Source organism: Roseateles sp. GW821-FHT09H10, from assembly GCF_059415865.1.
The window spans coordinates 1549111-1563129 of sequence record NZ_JBWKOB010000002.1; the positions used below are offsets into that span (position 1 = coordinate 1549111).

Here is a 14019-nt window from a genome sequence, read left to right on the forward strand (position 1 = left end):
GGATTGATCCGGCAGAGAGCGTCGCTCCACGGAGCTGCATCCGCAGGCGATGCAGGCGGGAGATGAAGTGCCGAGCAGAGAAAAGCTGCTGGAGGTGATCACCATCCAGACCGAGGTGGCCCGGCTTGGGCTCGACCTGGGCGGGCTGATGAGCCTGGTCGTGCAGCGCACCCTGACCCTGGTGGGCGCCGATGGCGCCGCCGTCGAACTGGCCGAGGGCGATGACATGGTCTATCGCGCCGCCGCCGGCATGGCCAAGGGCAGCCTGGGCCTGAGGCTCAAGCGCGGCGCCAGCCTGTCGGGCCTGTGCGTGCGCGAGGGCCAGGTCCTGCATTGCGACGATGCCCTCGTCGATCCCCGCACCGACCGCGCCGCCTGCGAGAGGCTGGGCCTGCGCTCCATGGTCGTCGTGCCGCTGCGCCACAACGGCGAGACGGTGGGCGTGCTCAAGGCCATGTCGGCCCAGGTGGCCCATTTCAATGACCGCCACTTCGCGCTGCTGGAACTGCTGTCCGACCTGGTCGCCGCGGCGATGTATTTCGCCACCCGCTATGCGCCGGGCGAGCTCTTCCACAAGGCCACCCACGACGGCCTGACCGATCTGCCCAACCGCTCGCTGTTCCTGGACCGCCTGCGTTCCTCGCTGGCCCAGGCCGTGCGCGACGGCCAGCCCATGGCCGTGCTGATGCTGGACCTGAACGGCCTCAAGCCGCTCAACGACAACCACGGCCATCGCGCCGGCGATGCTGCCCTGCTGGAGTTCGCCCGTCGCCTCAACGCCGGCGTGCGCCAGTCCGACACGGCGGCCCGCCTGGGCGGCGACGAGTTCGGCGTGCTGCTGCGACCCCTGGCCGCGGAGGGCGGCCTGGAGGCGACGCTGACCCGCCTGCGCCAGCAGCTCAACGGCAACTTCCATTTCGAAGGCCACAGCCTGCCCCTGGCCGCCAGCCTGGGCGCGGCCAGATTCCCCGAGGACGGCAACGACGTCGCGCAGCTGCTGGAGCTGGCCGACCAGCGCATGTACCGCCAGAAGCGCGACATCCACCGAGCGCTGCAGCACGTCGCCGCTTGAGCGCCGCAGTGGCAAGATGGATCTCCCCCGACCGGAGACCACCATGCAACGCCGCCTCGTCATCGCCACCGCACCCGCCCTGTTGTTGCTGCGTCCGGCCTGGGCGCTGAACCTCAGCGAAGGTGATGCCAACGCCGGCATCCGCTCGGCCCTGGAGCGCGGCGCCAACTCGGCGGTCGCCCTGCTGGGCAGGCAGGACGGCTTCCTCGGCAACCCCCTCGTCAAGATCGAGTTGCCGGGTTATCTGAAGGACGCGGCCAAGCTGCTCAAGGCCACCGGCCAGGGCAAGAAGCTGGACGAACTGATCGTGGCGATGAACCGCGCCGCCGAAGCCGCCGTGCCGGCCGCCAAGCCCCTGCTCGTCAAGGCCGTCAAGGACATGAGCGTCGATGACGGGCTGAAGATCCTCAAGGGCGGCGACGACTCGGTGACGCAGTTCTTCGCCGGCAAGACCCGCGAGCCGCTGGGCCAGCAGTTCCTGCCCATCGTCACCAAGGCCACCGAGAAGGTGTCGCTGGCCGACAAGTACAACGCCGTCGCCAAGAAGGCCGGCGGCTTCGGCCTGGTCAAGGGCGACGAGGCCAATATCCAGCAATACGTGACGGCCAAGGCCCTGGACGGCCTCTATCGCATGATCGGCGAGGAGGAGAAGAAGATCCGCCAGGACCCGGTTGGCACGGGCAGCGCGATTCTCAAGAAGGTCTTCGGCGGCCTCGGCTAGAAGCCGTGCGCCCGGTGCCACTCGGCGAGTGACACATCCGGGTACTCGTCAAAGCGCGGGTCTGGGGAATCGCCTTCGACGCGCACCCAATCCGCCTTCGAGCCCAGCATGCAGTGCACATGCTCGGGCGCGGGCGGCATCGGCGTGTCGATGGCGCTGGCATGCGGGTGCACGAGCTCGGGCCAGGTCGGGTCCCACAGCCACAGCGCGCTGCCGCATTTCACGCAGAAATAGCGTCGCGCGCTGCTCTTGTGCTTGCCCTTGCCATCCTTGTCGGCCAGCTTGGCGCGGTAGATGCGCAGGTGGCGCTTGCCCTTGACCTTCATCGTCAGCGTCTGGGCGCCGAGGTTGATGGCGAAGCCGCCGGCGCCGGCCGTCTTGCGGCAGACCGAGCAGTAGCAGCGCATGAAAGGGATGGGCGAATCCGCCTCGACGGAGAACTTCACGCTGCGGCAGTGGCAGGAACCTTCGAGATGCATTTGCTGGCCTTTGTCGAGGGATGCGTGGAAGCGGCCATGATGGCCGACAATCCCGCCCCTTGCCTGTTTGCTGCCGCGTCGACGGCTTTGCGATGAATTCCGATCTTCCTGATCCCGTCACCCCGTCCGAAGAACCGGCAGCCGCTGTGGCTGCACCCGGGCCCGCGCCAGAGGCGGCGCCCGCCGTCGAGGGCACGCCCGAGGCGCCCGCTGATGCCGCGCCAGCTGCTGCCGCGACGGCGGCCGCTGCACCGGCGGCAGACGCCACGGCCGAGCTCAAGGCCCTGTTCCCGGCCCTGTTCACCGGCAAGCCCAAGCCCGTCAAGCTGCGCGTGCAGGCCGATATCCAGGAGCGCGCGCCCGGCAAGTTCAGCAAGGCCCAGCTCAGCGCCTTCCTGCGCCGCTACACCGGCAGCACCGGCTATCTGATCGCGCTGACCCAGGCCAAGACCCGCTTCGACCTCGACGGCCAGCCGGCCGGCGAGATTACCGAGGAACACCTCAAGGCCGCCCAGGAAGAGCTGGGCCGCCGCCGCGGGCTGAAGCAGGAGCGCGAGCAGGCGGATCAGGAGCGCCACCACCTCGAAGCCCAGCAGCGCCGCAACCGCGCCCAGCTGCTGTGGGACTTCGAGCGCACGACGCTGACCGAAGCCAATTTCTGCGTGCTCAAGGGCACGACGCCGGAAGCGCTGCCGGGCCTGCTGGAGATCGCGCGCAAGGAACGCGCCGAGGCGCCGCCGGCCCCGCCGCGCGAAGCGCGCCGCGATGGCCCGCCGCCGCGCCGTGACGACCGCCGCCCGGGGGGCGGTGGTGGTCGCAACGAGGGCCGCCGTGAAGGCGGCCGGCCGCCGCAGCGCCAGGGGCAGGGCGGCAAGCCCGGCCAGCCGCGTCGGGATCAGGCTGCCAAGCAGCAGGCGCCCAAGGCTGAGCCGGTCCAGGCTGAGCAGCCGGCCCCGGAGGCTCAGCCGCCCAAGGATCAGGCGCCCGAGTAACGTTGCTCCAGGTAGGCGAGCAGGGTGCGGATGGTCTGCGCCTCGCCGCCCACCGGGCGGCCGGCGCGCGGCGCATCGTTCCAGGCGAACAGGTCGACGTGCAGCCAGTCCTGCTGGGCGGGCAGGAAGTCCTCCAGGAACAGCGCCGCGTTGATGGCGCCGGCCAGCGGGCTGTTGCCCGTGTTGACGATGTCGCCGATGGTGCTCTCGATGCCGGCGTGGTACGGCGCCCACAGCGGCATATGCCAGAGCGGGTCGTCCAGCTTCAGGCCCAGGTCGACGAGATCGCGGGCGGTGTCCATGTGCTTGGCGAACAGGGCCGGCAGCTGGGCGCCCAGGGCCACGCGGGCGGCGCCGGTCAGCGTTGCCAGGTCGATGACGAGGTCAGGCTTGCCTTCGGCGGCATAGGCCAGGGCGTCGCAAAGGATGACGCGGCCTTCGGCGTCGGTGTTGCCGATCTCGATGTGCAGGCCCTTGCGGGTCTTGATGATGTCGCCGGGCCGGTAGGCATTGCCCGAGATCGAGTTCTCGACCGCCGGGATCAGCAGCTGCAGGCGCACCGGCAGCTTGAAGGCCATGATCAGCGTGGCCAGGCCCAGGGCGTTGGCGGCGCCGCCCATGTCCTTCTTCATCTGGCGCATGCCCTCGCCGGGCTTGATGTTCAGGCCGCCGGTGTCGAAGCAGACGCCCTTGCCGACCAGGGCCAGCTTGGGGTGCTTGGGGTTGCCCCAGTTCACCTCGATCAGGCGAGGTGAGCGCGTGCTCGCGCGGCCGACCGCATGGATGCTGGGGAAGTTCTTCTTCAGCAGGGCGTCACCGACGGTTTCGGCATAGCTCGCGTCGTACTGCTTGGCCAGGGCCTTGGCGGCCGCGGCCAGTTCGGCCGGGCCCATGTGCTCGGCCGGCGTGTTGACCAGGTCGCGCGTGGCCGCGATGGCGGCGGCCAGGGCCAGGCCGCGCTCGGCGTCGGCACCGCCTTTCAGGGCCAGCGTCGCCGGGGCGCGCTTGGCCGGCTTGTAGAGGTCGAAGCGGTAGCCGCCCAGCTCCCAGGACATGGCCGCCGCCTCGGGCAGCAGGGCCAGGCCGGCGTCGTCCAGCTTGTAGACGCCTTCCGGCAGGGCCAGCGGCAGATGGCTCAGCGCAAAGGGATGGGCGGCGTGGGCCACGCCGGCGAAGACCTGGGCCAGTTGGCCGTCGGCCCCGGGCACCAGGGCGTGGCTGTCGGCGGCGCCGACGAAGCCGACGGTCGCCAGCCAGGCCCGCGTGGCCGGCGGCAGGCCGGCGGCCAGGGCCTGGAAGGCCGCGCGGTCGACAACGGTGATGGGGGTGGCCTTGGCGGGGAGGGTCTTCTTCAGCTGGACGGTCATGGCGGTGCCCTGGATATCAAAACCGGCATTTTGTACACGTCAGGTGACCGCAAGCCACAACTGCAAAGAAGTGTTTTGGACCTGTCAACCACCCCTGCGGAGCCTGCGTTGTGCCTCCCAATCGCGCCGCCCTCGGCGTGAGACGGCCCTCCAAGGGGCCAGACAGCCACCATGAAGATCCAGCCCCGCACCGAACACCAGCCGCGCCGCCTCCCCCTGCCGGAAGCCGCCTGGAGTGCCGAATCCGTCGAGAAGGGCCGCAAGCACGAGGCCTTCGACACCGGTTTCTACAGCGGCGAGCGCCGCGGCCTGGCCCGCGCCCAGCGCTTCGACCGCAAGCGCTGAGTCGGGACCGCGTGCAGTGCCTGCGCACTGCATAACGCCCGACTCAGGACATCCGGCCTGCCAGCCGGATGGCATGACTGAGGACCGGGCACCCAATTCAGCCCACCGTCACCCCCTGGACGGTGGGCTTTGTTTTGGCCGATCGGGAAATCCTCCCGGAATGCCGGGCCCGACAGCGCCGAGAATGTGCCTCCATGAAAGCCGCCCGCCGCTCCATCGCCTTCGTTTCCGGCCTATTGCTGTATTGCTTCGGCGCGGGCGCGGCCATGAAGTACGCCAGCACCGGCCTGCCGCGCCAGGTCTACGCGCAGCTGGGTGGCCGCAACAGCCTGCAGGTCATGCTCGGCGAGGCGCTTGCGATTGCACTGATCCTTTTCCTTGTCGCGCTGATCTGGGCCTATCTGACGCTGCGGCCGCAGCGCCGCCGCCATCGCCCCTACATCGCCTGGATGATGTCCGGCGTCGGCGTGGCCTGGGCGGGCTGGCTGATCTTCGGCGCCTTCAGCTTCGCGCTGAAGCCGCGCGCCTATTCCGCACCCTTGCAGAGCCTGCTGCTCTCTTCCAGCGCGGCGCCGCTGTTCGGCGCCCTCAATATCTTTGGCATCGTCGGTGGGGTCTGGGTGGCCGGCCGCTTTGCCAAGCGCCGCCAGGAAGGCCTGCCCAGCACGCGTTCGAGCCGCCGCAAGAGCGAGGACGAGGCCAGCGACGCCGGCACCGACAGCACGGTGTCGACCATTGCGCCGCACTCCGTGTCGCCGCCGGTGAACTGAGCCGGCACGCCCATGCCCCGCGCGGTCTGCCCGCGCTGCGAGCGCCCGGTCAGCACCTGCCTGTGCGCGACTTTGCCCGCCCCGCTGGCGGTGCGCACGGAGCTGCTCATCCTGCAGCATCCCGCCGAGGCCGGCCATGCCAAGAACACCGCAGCCTTCCTGACGCTGGGCCTGGAGCCGGCGGCGCGGCTGCTGCGCGGTGAGGCTTTCGACCCGGCCCTGGCAGCGCCCGGCACGGCCCTGCTCTATCCGGGCGAAGGCGATGCGGCCCGGCCCGCGGACGTGAAGCGCCTCATCCTGCTGGACGGCAACTGGCGCCAGAGCCGCCGCCTGCTGGCCGCCAATCCCTGGCTGGCCGGTTTGCCGCGCCTCAGCCTGCCCGCACACCCCAGCCGCTACGCCATCCGGCGCGCCCACCGCCCGGGCCAGCTGTCGACGCTGGAGGCCGGCCTGCATGCGCTGGCCCTGCTGGAGGGGGAGCCGGATCGTTTTGCACCCCTCTGGGCGGCCTTCGACGCCTTCGTCCAGGCCGGCCTTTACAGAAGGGAAATCCGTTTGGCCTAGGATTTCGGGATGTCCTCGTTCCTGCGCCCCGTTTTCCTGGCCCTGCTGGCCGCCCCCTTGCTCGCCCTGGCCGCGCCGCCCGAGGCCGCGACCGAGCATGTCAAGGCCCGCCTCGTGGCCAGCCAGGCCACGGTGGCGCCGGGCCAGCGCTTCACGGTCGCGCTGGAGCAGAACATCAAGTCGCACTGGCACACCTACTGGCTGAACCCGGGCGATTCCGGCCAAGCCACGACCATTGACTGGAGCGGTGCCCAGGCCGGCCCCATCCAGTGGCCGACACCGTCCATCCAGGCCATCGGCCCCCTCGTCAACTACGGCTACGAAGGCCGCGCGGCCCTGCTGGTGGAGCTGACGGTGCCGGCGGATGCCAAGCCGGGCAGCCGTTTCAAGCCGGCGGCCGAGGTGAGATGGCTGGTCTGCAAGGACGTCTGCATCCCCGAGCAGGTCAGCCTGGGCCTGGACCTGCCTGTTGTTGGAACGGCGGCCGAGGCCAAGCCGGGTGCCGACGCGGCCCAGATCGAGGAATGGCGTGGCGCCATCCCCAAGCCCGCGGCATTCGCCGTGCAGCTGCAGGCGGCGCCTCAGGGCGTTCGTCTCAGCGGCCCGACGGCCGGCGTGACCAAGGCCTATTTCTTCGCCGACACCTGGGGCGCCGTGGCCCACAGCGCATCGCAGCCCCTCAAAGCGGGCAGTGGCGGCTGGACGCTGGACATTCCCGCCGGCGACGAACCCGTGCCTGCCGGCAAGCCGCTGTCCGGCGTCTTGCTGCTGACGACCGCCACGGGCGACCAGGCCTGGACCGTCTCGGTCGCCATGCCCGCAGGGGCCGGCAAGGGGCCTGGCCCGGCGGACCTCAGCGCACCCGCGGCCCAGGCAGCACCGCCCGCGGCGACGTCGGAAAGCGATCTTGGCCTGCTGCCGGCCCTGGCCCTCGCCCTCGTGGGCGGGCTGATCCTGAACCTGATGCCCTGCGTCTTCCCGGTGCTGTCCATCAAGGCCCTGGCCCTGGTGCGCGAGGGCAATCACAAGGCCGAGGGCCTGGCCTACACGGCCGGCGTGCTGGCCAGCTTTGCGGCCCTGGCGGCGGTGTTGATCGCCCTGCGCGCGGGCGGCCAGCAGGTGGGCTGGGGCTTCCAGTTCCACTCGCCGGTCTTCGTCCTCATCGTCAGCTATCTGCTCTTCCTGGTCGGCCTGAATCTGTCGGGCTTCTTCGACGTTGGCGGCAGCTTCACCGGGCTGGGTTCCAACCTCGCTGCCAAGCAAGGCCTGGCCGGCAGCTTCTTCACCGGCGTGCTCGCCGCCGTCGTCGCCACACCCTGCACGGCGCCTTTCATGGGCGCGGCGCTGGCCTTCGCGCTGTCCCAGCCCGCGGCCATCATGCTGGCTGTCTTCCTGGCCCTGGGCCTGGGCCTGGCCCTGCCCTTCCTGATCCTGGCCTTCTGGCCGGCGGCCCAGCGCTGGCTGCCGCGGCCCGGCGCGTGGATGGACAAGTTCAAGCAGTTCCTGGCCTTCCCGATGTATGCAGCCGTCGTCTGGCTGCTGTGGGTGCTGGCCCAGCAGGCCGGTCCGGACGGCGTGGCCATGGCCCTGGGCGGCCTGGTGCTGATCGCCTTCGCGCTGTGGCTGCTTCGGGCCAGCCAGGGCCTGGTGGGCCGGGCGGCGATGCTGGCCAGCTTGCTGCTGGCGCTGGGCGTCATCCACTGGATCAAGCCGCTGCCGGCCGAGGCGCAGACCGCCGCCGCCGGATCGGCCATCGAGGCCTACAGCGCCGAGCGTCTGTCCGAGCTGCGCGCCCAGAACAAGCCGGTCTTCGTCAACATGACGGCATCCTGGTGCATCTCCTGCCTCGTCAACGAGCGCGTGGCCCTGTCCCGCCCCGAGGTCAAGGACGCCTTCGCCCGGACCGGCGTGACTTATCTCAAGGGCGACTGGACCCGCGAGGATCCCAACATCACCGCAGTCCTCAAGGCCCATGGCCGTTCGGGCGTGCCTCTTTATCTCTACTACGCACCCGGCGCTGCCGAGGCCCAGGTGCTGCCGCAGATCCTCACCCCCGGCCTCGTCATCGAGGCGGTTTCCTCCCCCACCCCTGCCCCCCGGAGTTCGACATGATGAAAGTGAATCTGCTTCGCCGTTCCCTGATCGCGGCGGCCGTGGCCGCGCCTGTACTGGCTTTCGCCAATGTGAGCGTGGAGGCACCGGCGCCCGCGTTCACGGCCACGACGGCCGATGGCAAGACGGTCAACCTGGCCGACTACAAGGGCAAGACCGTCGTGCTGGAGTGGACCAACCATGACTGCCCCTTCGTCAAGAAGCACTACGGCAGCGGCAATATGCAGACCCAGCAGAAGGACGCGACCGGCCAGGGCGTCGTCTGGCTGCAGGTGATCTCGTCGGCGCCCGGCCAGCAGGGCTTTGTCGACGGCGCCGCCGCCAGGAAGCTGAATGCCGACCGCAACGCCGTGCCGACGGCCACGCTGCTGGACCCCAAGGGCGACCTGGGCAAGCTGTACGGCGCGCAGACGACGCCGCATATGTACGTCATCAAGGGCGATGGCACACTGGCCTACAAGGGTGGCATCGACAGCATCGCCACGGCCAAGGCCGAGGACATCGCCAAGGCCGAGCCTTATGTGAAGGACGCCTTGGCCGCCGTGGCCGCTGGCAAGAAGGTCGAGAAATCGTCGACCCGCCCCTACGGCTGCTCGGTCAAGTACGCCAGCTGATCGCGTCTAGAAGACCGACAACCCGGTCTTCGCCACGAAGAGCTCCAGCGCCCGGCGGCCCAGCAAGGAATTGCCGGTGCTGTCGAGTGCAGGCGACCAGACGCACAGGCTGAGCTGGTCCGGCACGACGGCGACGATGCCGCCGCCGACGCCGCTCTTGCAGGGCAGGCCGATGCGGAAGGCGAACTCGCCGGCCGCGTCGTAGGTGCCGCAGGTCAGCATCAGCGCATTGACGCGGCGGGTCTGGGCTTCGCTGAGCACGGGCGTCCCGGCCAGCGGGTGGCGGCCGTCGCGGCACAGAAAGCCGGCGGCGCAGGCCATCTGTTCACAAGTCATCGCGATGGCGCACTGGTTGAAGTAGACGTCCAGCACGGCGGCGACGTCGTTGTCCAGCGTGCCGAAGGCCTTCATGAAGTTGGCCAGGGCGGTGTTGCGAAAGCCCGTGTCGGCCTCGGAGTGCGCCACCTCGGCGTCGATGTGCACGGGCTCGCCGCACAGACGGCCGATGAGTGCCAGCAACTCGGTCTTGGCATCGCCCTGCGAGACCAGGCGGTCCGCCACCGCGATGGCGCCGGCATTGATGAAAGGGTTGCGCGGGATGCCACGCTCCGACTCCAGCTGCACCAGCGAGTTGAAGGGGCTGCCCGACGGCTCGCGGCCGATGCGGTCCCACATCGCTTCGCCCAGGGCGCGGATGGCCAGCGTCAGCGAGAACACCTTGGACATGCTCTGGATGGAGAAGGGCATCGCGCTGTCGCCGGCCTGCGCCGTCTTGCCACCCACGGTGCGCAGCGCCATGCCGAACTGCAGCGGCGACACGCGTGCCAGCGCCGGGATGTAGCTGGCGACCTTGCCGCCGGCCGTGGCCAGCTGCGGGCGCAGCTCGGCATTGATCTCGTCGAGGATGAGCTGGAAGTTCATGGCGCGGATTCTGGCCTCGAGAATGCCGCCCCATGCAAGCCTTGCTCGACGCCATTGCCACGATGGCCACCCTTCCCACGGACGCCCAGCGCCTCTTCCACGGCCGCGGTGGCCTGCACCCTGGCTGCGAGCATCTCGCGCTCGACATCTATCCGCCGGTGCTGCTGCTGACCAGCTTCAAGCCCTTGGTGGAAGACGAACTCGCCACGCTCGCCGCGGCGATTGCCGCGCGCTGGCCGGGCGTCTGCTGGGTCTACCAATGTCGTGGCCAAGGCGCCGAGACGCGGCTGATGGCAGGCGTCGTGCCCGAACCCCATGTCGTCACCGAAGCCGGCGCGCGCTATGTCGTGCACCTGCTGCGCGGCCAGAACCACGGCCTGTTCCTGGACATGGCGGAAGGCCGGCGCTGGGTGAGGGAGCAGGTTCAGCCCGGCGCCAAGGTGCTCAATCTGTTTGCCTACACCTGCGCCTTCTCCGTCGTGGCCCTGCAGGCCGGCGCGGTCGAGGTGGTCAATGTGGACATGGCGTCAGGCGCCCTGGCCACGGGGCGCAGCAATCATGAACTCAATGGCGTGAAGGCCGGCGCCAGGTTCCTCGCCCATGACATCTTCAATTCCTGGGGCAAGCTGACGCGCGGTGGCCCCTATGACCTCGTCATCTGCGATCCGCCCAGCTTCCAGAAGGGCAGCTTTGTCGCGACCAAGGACTATGCGCGGCTGGCGAAGCGACTGCCTGCGCTGCTGGCGCCGGGTGGGCGCGCGCTGCTGTGCCTGAATGCGCCGGAGCTGGGCCTGGACTTCCTGCGCGATGCAGTGGCCGAGAACGCGCCGGAGCTCGAGTTCATCGGGCGTGTGGCGAACCCGGCGGTGTTTGCGGACATCTCGGAAGACCGCGCCTTGAAGGTGCTCGCCTTCGCCATGCCGCGGGCCTGAAAAGCGTCACGAGCGGACGCAGTTCGGCGGGCTGCAGGGTGATGCCGCCATGCAGAATCTCCGCATGCCGCCGCGACGCCCCGTGCAGTCCATCGCCCGCCATTGCGCCGCAGGGGCCGCACTGTGCATGGCCCTGGCGGTACAGGCCGAGCCCCAGCGCGTGGTGCCTGCAGACCCCGATGCCGCCGCCTTGCGCGAACTGGCGCAGCGCGCGGCCCTGCTGGAGCAGGCCGGCCAAAGCCAGCAGGCCCTGCGTCTGCTGCGCGAGCTGGCGCAGCGGACGGACGAGGTGCGGCGTGCGGAACGCGAGCGCGCGGCCGCGGTCCAGCGCGAGCGCTTCGCCAGTGAAAGACAGAGTCAGCAGCTGGAGAGGCTCAAGCTGGACAACGAGCGTCGCGAGGCCGAGCGCGGCACCCAGGTCGCCGCGCAGCGCCTGACCGTGGCCGTCGTCGCGGCAGCGCTGCTGGCCTGCGCGGTGCTCGCGCAATGGCTGCTGCTGTCGCGCCGTCGCCTGCGGTCGCTGCGCAGCGACCGCGCCGAGTTGCAGGAGCGCACGGCGCGCGACCCGCTGACCCAACTGTTCAACCGCCGCCATGCGCAGCAGGTGCTGGACGGCCTGCAGGCCGAGCCGCCCGCCGACGGCGCCCTGCTGTTGCTGCTGGACGTGGACCACTTCAAGCGGATCAACGACAGCCATGGCCACGCGGCGGGGGATGCGGTGCTGCAGGAGCTGGCCCGGCGCCTGGGCGATCTCGTGCGCGATGGCGACCTGGTCGCGCGCTGGGGCGGCGAGGAGTTCCTGCTGCTGCTGACGCCCGCTACCCAAGGTGCCGGCGCGCATGCCTTCGCCGAGCGGTTGTTGGCCCGTGTGGCCGGCCGGCCTTTCGACGCGAGCCTGCCGCAGCCCCTGGCCGTGACGGTGTCAGCGGGACTCGTCTGCTGGCCGGTGTGGCCGGGTCAGACCTGGGCCGAAGCCCTGGAGCATGCCGACGCGGGCCTGTACCGCGCCAAGGCCGAGGGGCGCAACCGTGCGATGCAGGCGCAGCTGAAGGGGCCTGGCGAAGCGCCCTCCTGGGCGCAGGTCCAGGGGCCCGGAGCCAGCCCATGAGGCGAGGCGGCTTGCGGCTCGGGCTGGCTGCCTTGCTGTTCGTGTCGGCAGCAGCCGGCGCGAATGAAGCCGAACGCACGGCCGCCGTGCAGGCCGTGCTGGACGATTTCGCACAGCGGGGTGTCGGCCGTGCGCAGGATGCGCTGCAGCGCCTGCGTGACGCCGGGCCGCTTGCCGACACCGCGCCGCTGGTATTGCGCCAGCACTACCAGGCCGCCGTGGCGGCACAGGCCGCGGCCGTGCCGGATGCCCAGGCCAGGCGCGAGGCGCTGGCCGCGCTGCAGGCCATGGTGACGCGTGAAGGCTGCAAGCCCTGCGCGACCGAGCTGGTGCTGGCCGCGCTGGACCAGGCCCTGATCGAGCAGAACGTGGCGCATATCCGTGAAGCGCAGGCCCAGTTGGCGGCCCAGCCTCCGGCCGTGTCGTTTCGCGATCGTTTCAATGTCGCCCTGGCCCATGCGCGGGCGCTGGAGCGCATGGGCGATGCCGCCGCCGCGCTGGCGGCCGCCCTGGAGGCGGCGCGGCTGGCGACCGATGGCGGCACTTCCATGGACCAGCTGCGCAGCTACAACCGCCTCGCCAGCATCAACATGCTGCGCCGCGATTTCCGCGCCGCCCTGGGCAACCTGGACGAGGCCATGGTTCGCGCCCGGGCCATCGGCAACCCCTACTACGTCGTCGGCCTGCTCATCGACCAGAGCTATGCCTATTCCTCGGTGCGCGACCGGCCGCGCGTGTTCGCGGCGCTGCAGGAGGGGCTGACGCTGGCGCGCAGCATCAAGGACGCCGAGATCGAGCTGACGGCGCTGAACAACCTCGCCCACTACTACAACGGCGATCCCGCCACCCACGGCAAGGCCTACGCCCATGCGCTGGAGGGCGAGAAGCTGGCGCGCCGGCTGGACGACCCCGTCATGGTGGCCTTCACCCGGGTCAACCGCGGCGTGGCGATGGTGCACCTGGGCCAGGCCGAGGCCGGCATCGCCCTTGCGCGCGAAGGCGTCGCCACGGTGCGTGCCGCGGGGTTGCCGCTGGAGACCAGCGACCTGCTGGAGCAGCTCTCCATCGCCTATGAGGTCGCCGGCCGGCATGGCGAGGCCATCACGGCGCTGCGCGAGCAACTGCTGCTGCTGGAACAGGTCGCCCAGCGCGAGCACGATGCGGCCTCCCAGGAGCAGCAGAGCCGCTTCGACGCCGACCGCCGCAGCCTCGAGATCGAGCGGCTGCAGGTGCAGCAGCAGCGCAGCGAGGCCGAGGCTGCCACGCAGCGGCTGCAGCAGCGACTTTGGGCCGTGGCGGCCCTGGGGCTGGTGCTGGCCGGCGTGCTCATCGCCCGCGGCCTCGTGCGTGTGCGCAGCCGCAACCGCCGGCTGCAGGCAGCCAATGCCCAGCTCGACGAGCAGGCCAGCCGCGATGCGCTGACGGGTGCCTTCAACCGCCGCCATGCGGAGCAGCGGTTGGCGGCCGGGCCGTCCGGCTCGACGGGCCTGGTGCTGCTGGATGTGGATCACTTCAAGCGCGTCAACGACCGCCATGGCCATGCCGCGGGCGACGCGGTGCTGCAGGCCGTCGCCCGGCGGCTGCAGGCCGGTCTGCGCGGCAGCGACGCGCTGGTGCGCTGGGGCGGCGAGGAGTTCCTGCTGCTGCTGCCGGCCTGCGACGCGCAAGCCTTGCACGGTCCCGTCGCTCGCGCCCTGGCGCGGCTCGGCGACGAGGCAGTGCTGCTGCCCGATGGCACGCCGCTGCGCGTGACGGCCTCGGCCGGCGCCTGCGCGTGGCCGGCGCACGGCGGCCAGACCTGGCAGGAAGCCATGCAGCTGGCCGACCAGGCCCTCTATCTCGCCAAGCAGGCGGGCCGCAACCGCGCCACGCTGGTGCTGGAGCTGGCGCAGGAGGCGCTCCGCGATGCCGGGCGCAGCGAGCGCCTGCGCACGGCCCTGGCCGATGCGGCGGACGCAGGTGATGCCGTGCTGGCTGTCGTGCCGGGGCCGGACTCGCCGGCGCGCACGGCGTAGCCGGGGA

Annotated in this window: 14 protein-coding genes; 11 read left to right on the forward strand and 3 right to left on the reverse strand. The window is 70.6% G+C overall.

The features are described from left to right. The first annotated feature begins 67 nt into the window (after positions 1-67). Positions 68-1072, forward strand: coding sequence for a diguanylate cyclase domain-containing protein (locus tag AC07OY_RS15315; protein ID WP_495043456.1), 1005 nt, complete (start codon positions 68-70; stop codon positions 1070-1072). Positions 1073-1115: 43 nt separating this feature from the next. Continuing rightward, positions 1116-1793 (forward strand): DUF4197 domain-containing protein, encoded by a 678-nt coding sequence (locus AC07OY_RS15320; RefSeq protein ID WP_495043457.1) that lies wholly within the window; start codon positions 1116-1118, stop codon positions 1791-1793. Here the strand turns inward: AC07OY_RS15320 and AC07OY_RS15325 are convergent. After that, a complete protein-coding gene (locus tag AC07OY_RS15325; protein ID WP_495043458.1) occupies positions 1790-2272 on the reverse strand; it encodes a GFA family protein in 483 nt (160 codons plus the stop codon). The genes AC07OY_RS15320 and AC07OY_RS15325 overlap by 4 nt on opposite strands. 146 nt (positions 2273-2418) lie before the next feature. Between AC07OY_RS15325 and AC07OY_RS15330 the strand changes: the two genes are divergently transcribed. Further along, complete coding sequence (locus tag AC07OY_RS15330) at positions 2419-3264, forward strand: ProQ/FINO family protein (RefSeq protein WP_495043459.1); 846 nt, start codon at positions 2419-2421, stop codon at positions 3262-3264. On the opposite strand, the gene AC07OY_RS15335 is transcribed toward AC07OY_RS15330, so the two are convergent. After that, positions 3249-4631, reverse strand: coding sequence for a leucyl aminopeptidase family protein (locus AC07OY_RS15335; protein ID WP_495043460.1), 1383 nt, complete (start codon positions 4629-4631; stop codon positions 3249-3251). The genes AC07OY_RS15330 and AC07OY_RS15335 overlap by 16 nt on opposite strands. Before the next feature lie 171 nt (positions 4632-4802). Here AC07OY_RS15335 and AC07OY_RS15340 point away from each other — a divergent pair, with 171 nt between their 5' ends. The 5 genes from AC07OY_RS15340 (at position 4803) to AC07OY_RS15360 (ending at position 9036) form a co-directional block, all read left to right on the forward strand. Beyond that, a complete protein-coding gene (locus AC07OY_RS15340; RefSeq protein WP_158593544.1) occupies positions 4803-4976 on the forward strand; it encodes a hypothetical protein in 174 nt (57 codons plus the stop codon). Between the two features lie 194 nt (positions 4977-5170). Continuing rightward, positions 5171-5746: a hypothetical protein gene (locus AC07OY_RS15345; RefSeq protein WP_495043461.1), complete on the forward strand. Its 576-nt coding sequence runs from the start codon at positions 5171-5173 to the stop codon at positions 5744-5746. Between the two features lie 12 nt (positions 5747-5758). Beyond that, on the forward strand, positions 5759-6310 hold the full coding sequence (locus AC07OY_RS15350) for a tRNA-uridine aminocarboxypropyltransferase (protein ID WP_495043462.1): 552 nt from the start codon (positions 5759-5761) through the stop codon (positions 6308-6310). Positions 6311-6319: 9 nt separating this feature from the next. After that, a complete protein-coding gene (locus tag AC07OY_RS15355) occupies positions 6320-8422 on the forward strand; it encodes a protein-disulfide reductase DsbD family protein (protein ID WP_495043463.1) in 2103 nt (700 codons plus the stop codon). Then, the gene (locus AC07OY_RS15360; RefSeq protein ID WP_495043464.1) at positions 8419-9036 is read left to right on the forward strand and encodes a redoxin domain-containing protein; all 618 of its coding nucleotides are present in this window, start codon (positions 8419-8421) and stop codon (positions 9034-9036) included. Before AC07OY_RS15355 ends, AC07OY_RS15360 begins: the two co-directional genes overlap by 4 nt. Positions 9037-9042: 6 nt before the next feature. Here the strand turns inward: AC07OY_RS15360 and AC07OY_RS15365 are convergent, their stop codons facing one another. Further along, entirely contained in the window at positions 9043-9957 is a 915-nt protein-coding gene (locus AC07OY_RS15365; RefSeq protein WP_495043465.1) for a glutaminase, read from the reverse strand. Positions 9958-9989: 32 nt separating this feature from the next. On the opposite strand from AC07OY_RS15365, the gene AC07OY_RS15370 reads away from it, so the two are divergent. The 3 genes from AC07OY_RS15370 to AC07OY_RS15380 all read left to right on the forward strand — a co-directional run bounded on the left by AC07OY_RS15370 (position 9990) and on the right by AC07OY_RS15380 (position 14012). Beyond that, entirely contained in the window at positions 9990-10889 is a 900-nt protein-coding gene (locus AC07OY_RS15370; protein WP_495043466.1) for a class I SAM-dependent methyltransferase, read from the forward strand. Positions 10890-10953: 64 nt separating this feature from the next. Further along, entirely contained in the window at positions 10954-11997 is a 1044-nt protein-coding gene (locus tag AC07OY_RS15375) for a GGDEF domain-containing protein (protein WP_495043467.1), read from the forward strand. Further along, on the forward strand, positions 11994-14012 hold the full coding sequence (locus tag AC07OY_RS15380; RefSeq protein WP_495043468.1) for a GGDEF domain-containing protein: 2019 nt from the start codon (positions 11994-11996) through the stop codon (positions 14010-14012). The genes AC07OY_RS15375 and AC07OY_RS15380 overlap by 4 nt, the downstream gene beginning before the upstream one ends. Positions 14013-14019 lie beyond the last annotated feature (7 nt).

Bases quoted from the DNA above. Each gene is read 5' to 3' on its own strand.
- AC07OY_RS15320 (WP_495043457.1), top strand. From the start codon at position 1,116: ATGCAACGCCGCCTCGTCATCGCCACCGCACCCGCCCTGTTGTTGCTG.
- AC07OY_RS15325 (WP_495043458.1), bottom strand. From the start codon at position 2,272: ATGCATCTCGAAGGTTCCTGCCACTGCCGCAGCGTGAAGTTCTCCGTC.
- AC07OY_RS15335 (WP_495043460.1), bottom strand. From the start codon at position 4,631: ATGACCGTCCAGCTGAAGAAGACCCTCCCCGCCAAGGCCACCCCCATC.
- AC07OY_RS15340 (WP_158593544.1), top strand. From the start codon at position 4,803: ATGAAGATCCAGCCCCGCACCGAACACCAGCCGCGCCGCCTCCCCCTG.
- AC07OY_RS15345 (WP_495043461.1), top strand. From the start codon at position 5,171: ATGAAAGCCGCCCGCCGCTCCATCGCCTTCGTTTCCGGCCTATTGCTG.
- AC07OY_RS15350 (WP_495043462.1), top strand. From the start codon at position 5,759: ATGCCCCGCGCGGTCTGCCCGCGCTGCGAGCGCCCGGTCAGCACCTGC.
- AC07OY_RS15355 (WP_495043463.1), top strand. From the start codon at position 6,320: ATGTCCTCGTTCCTGCGCCCCGTTTTCCTGGCCCTGCTGGCCGCCCCC.
- AC07OY_RS15360 (WP_495043464.1), top strand. From the start codon at position 8,419: ATGATGAAAGTGAATCTGCTTCGCCGTTCCCTGATCGCGGCGGCCGTG.
- AC07OY_RS15365 (WP_495043465.1), bottom strand. From the start codon at position 9,957: ATGAACTTCCAGCTCATCCTCGACGAGATCAATGCCGAGCTGCGCCCG.
- AC07OY_RS15370 (WP_495043466.1), top strand. From the start codon at position 9,990: ATGCAAGCCTTGCTCGACGCCATTGCCACGATGGCCACCCTTCCCACG.
- AC07OY_RS15375 (WP_495043467.1), top strand. From the start codon at position 10,954: ATGCCGCCGCGACGCCCCGTGCAGTCCATCGCCCGCCATTGCGCCGCA.
- AC07OY_RS15380 (WP_495043468.1), top strand. From the start codon at position 11,994: ATGAGGCGAGGCGGCTTGCGGCTCGGGCTGGCTGCCTTGCTGTTCGTG.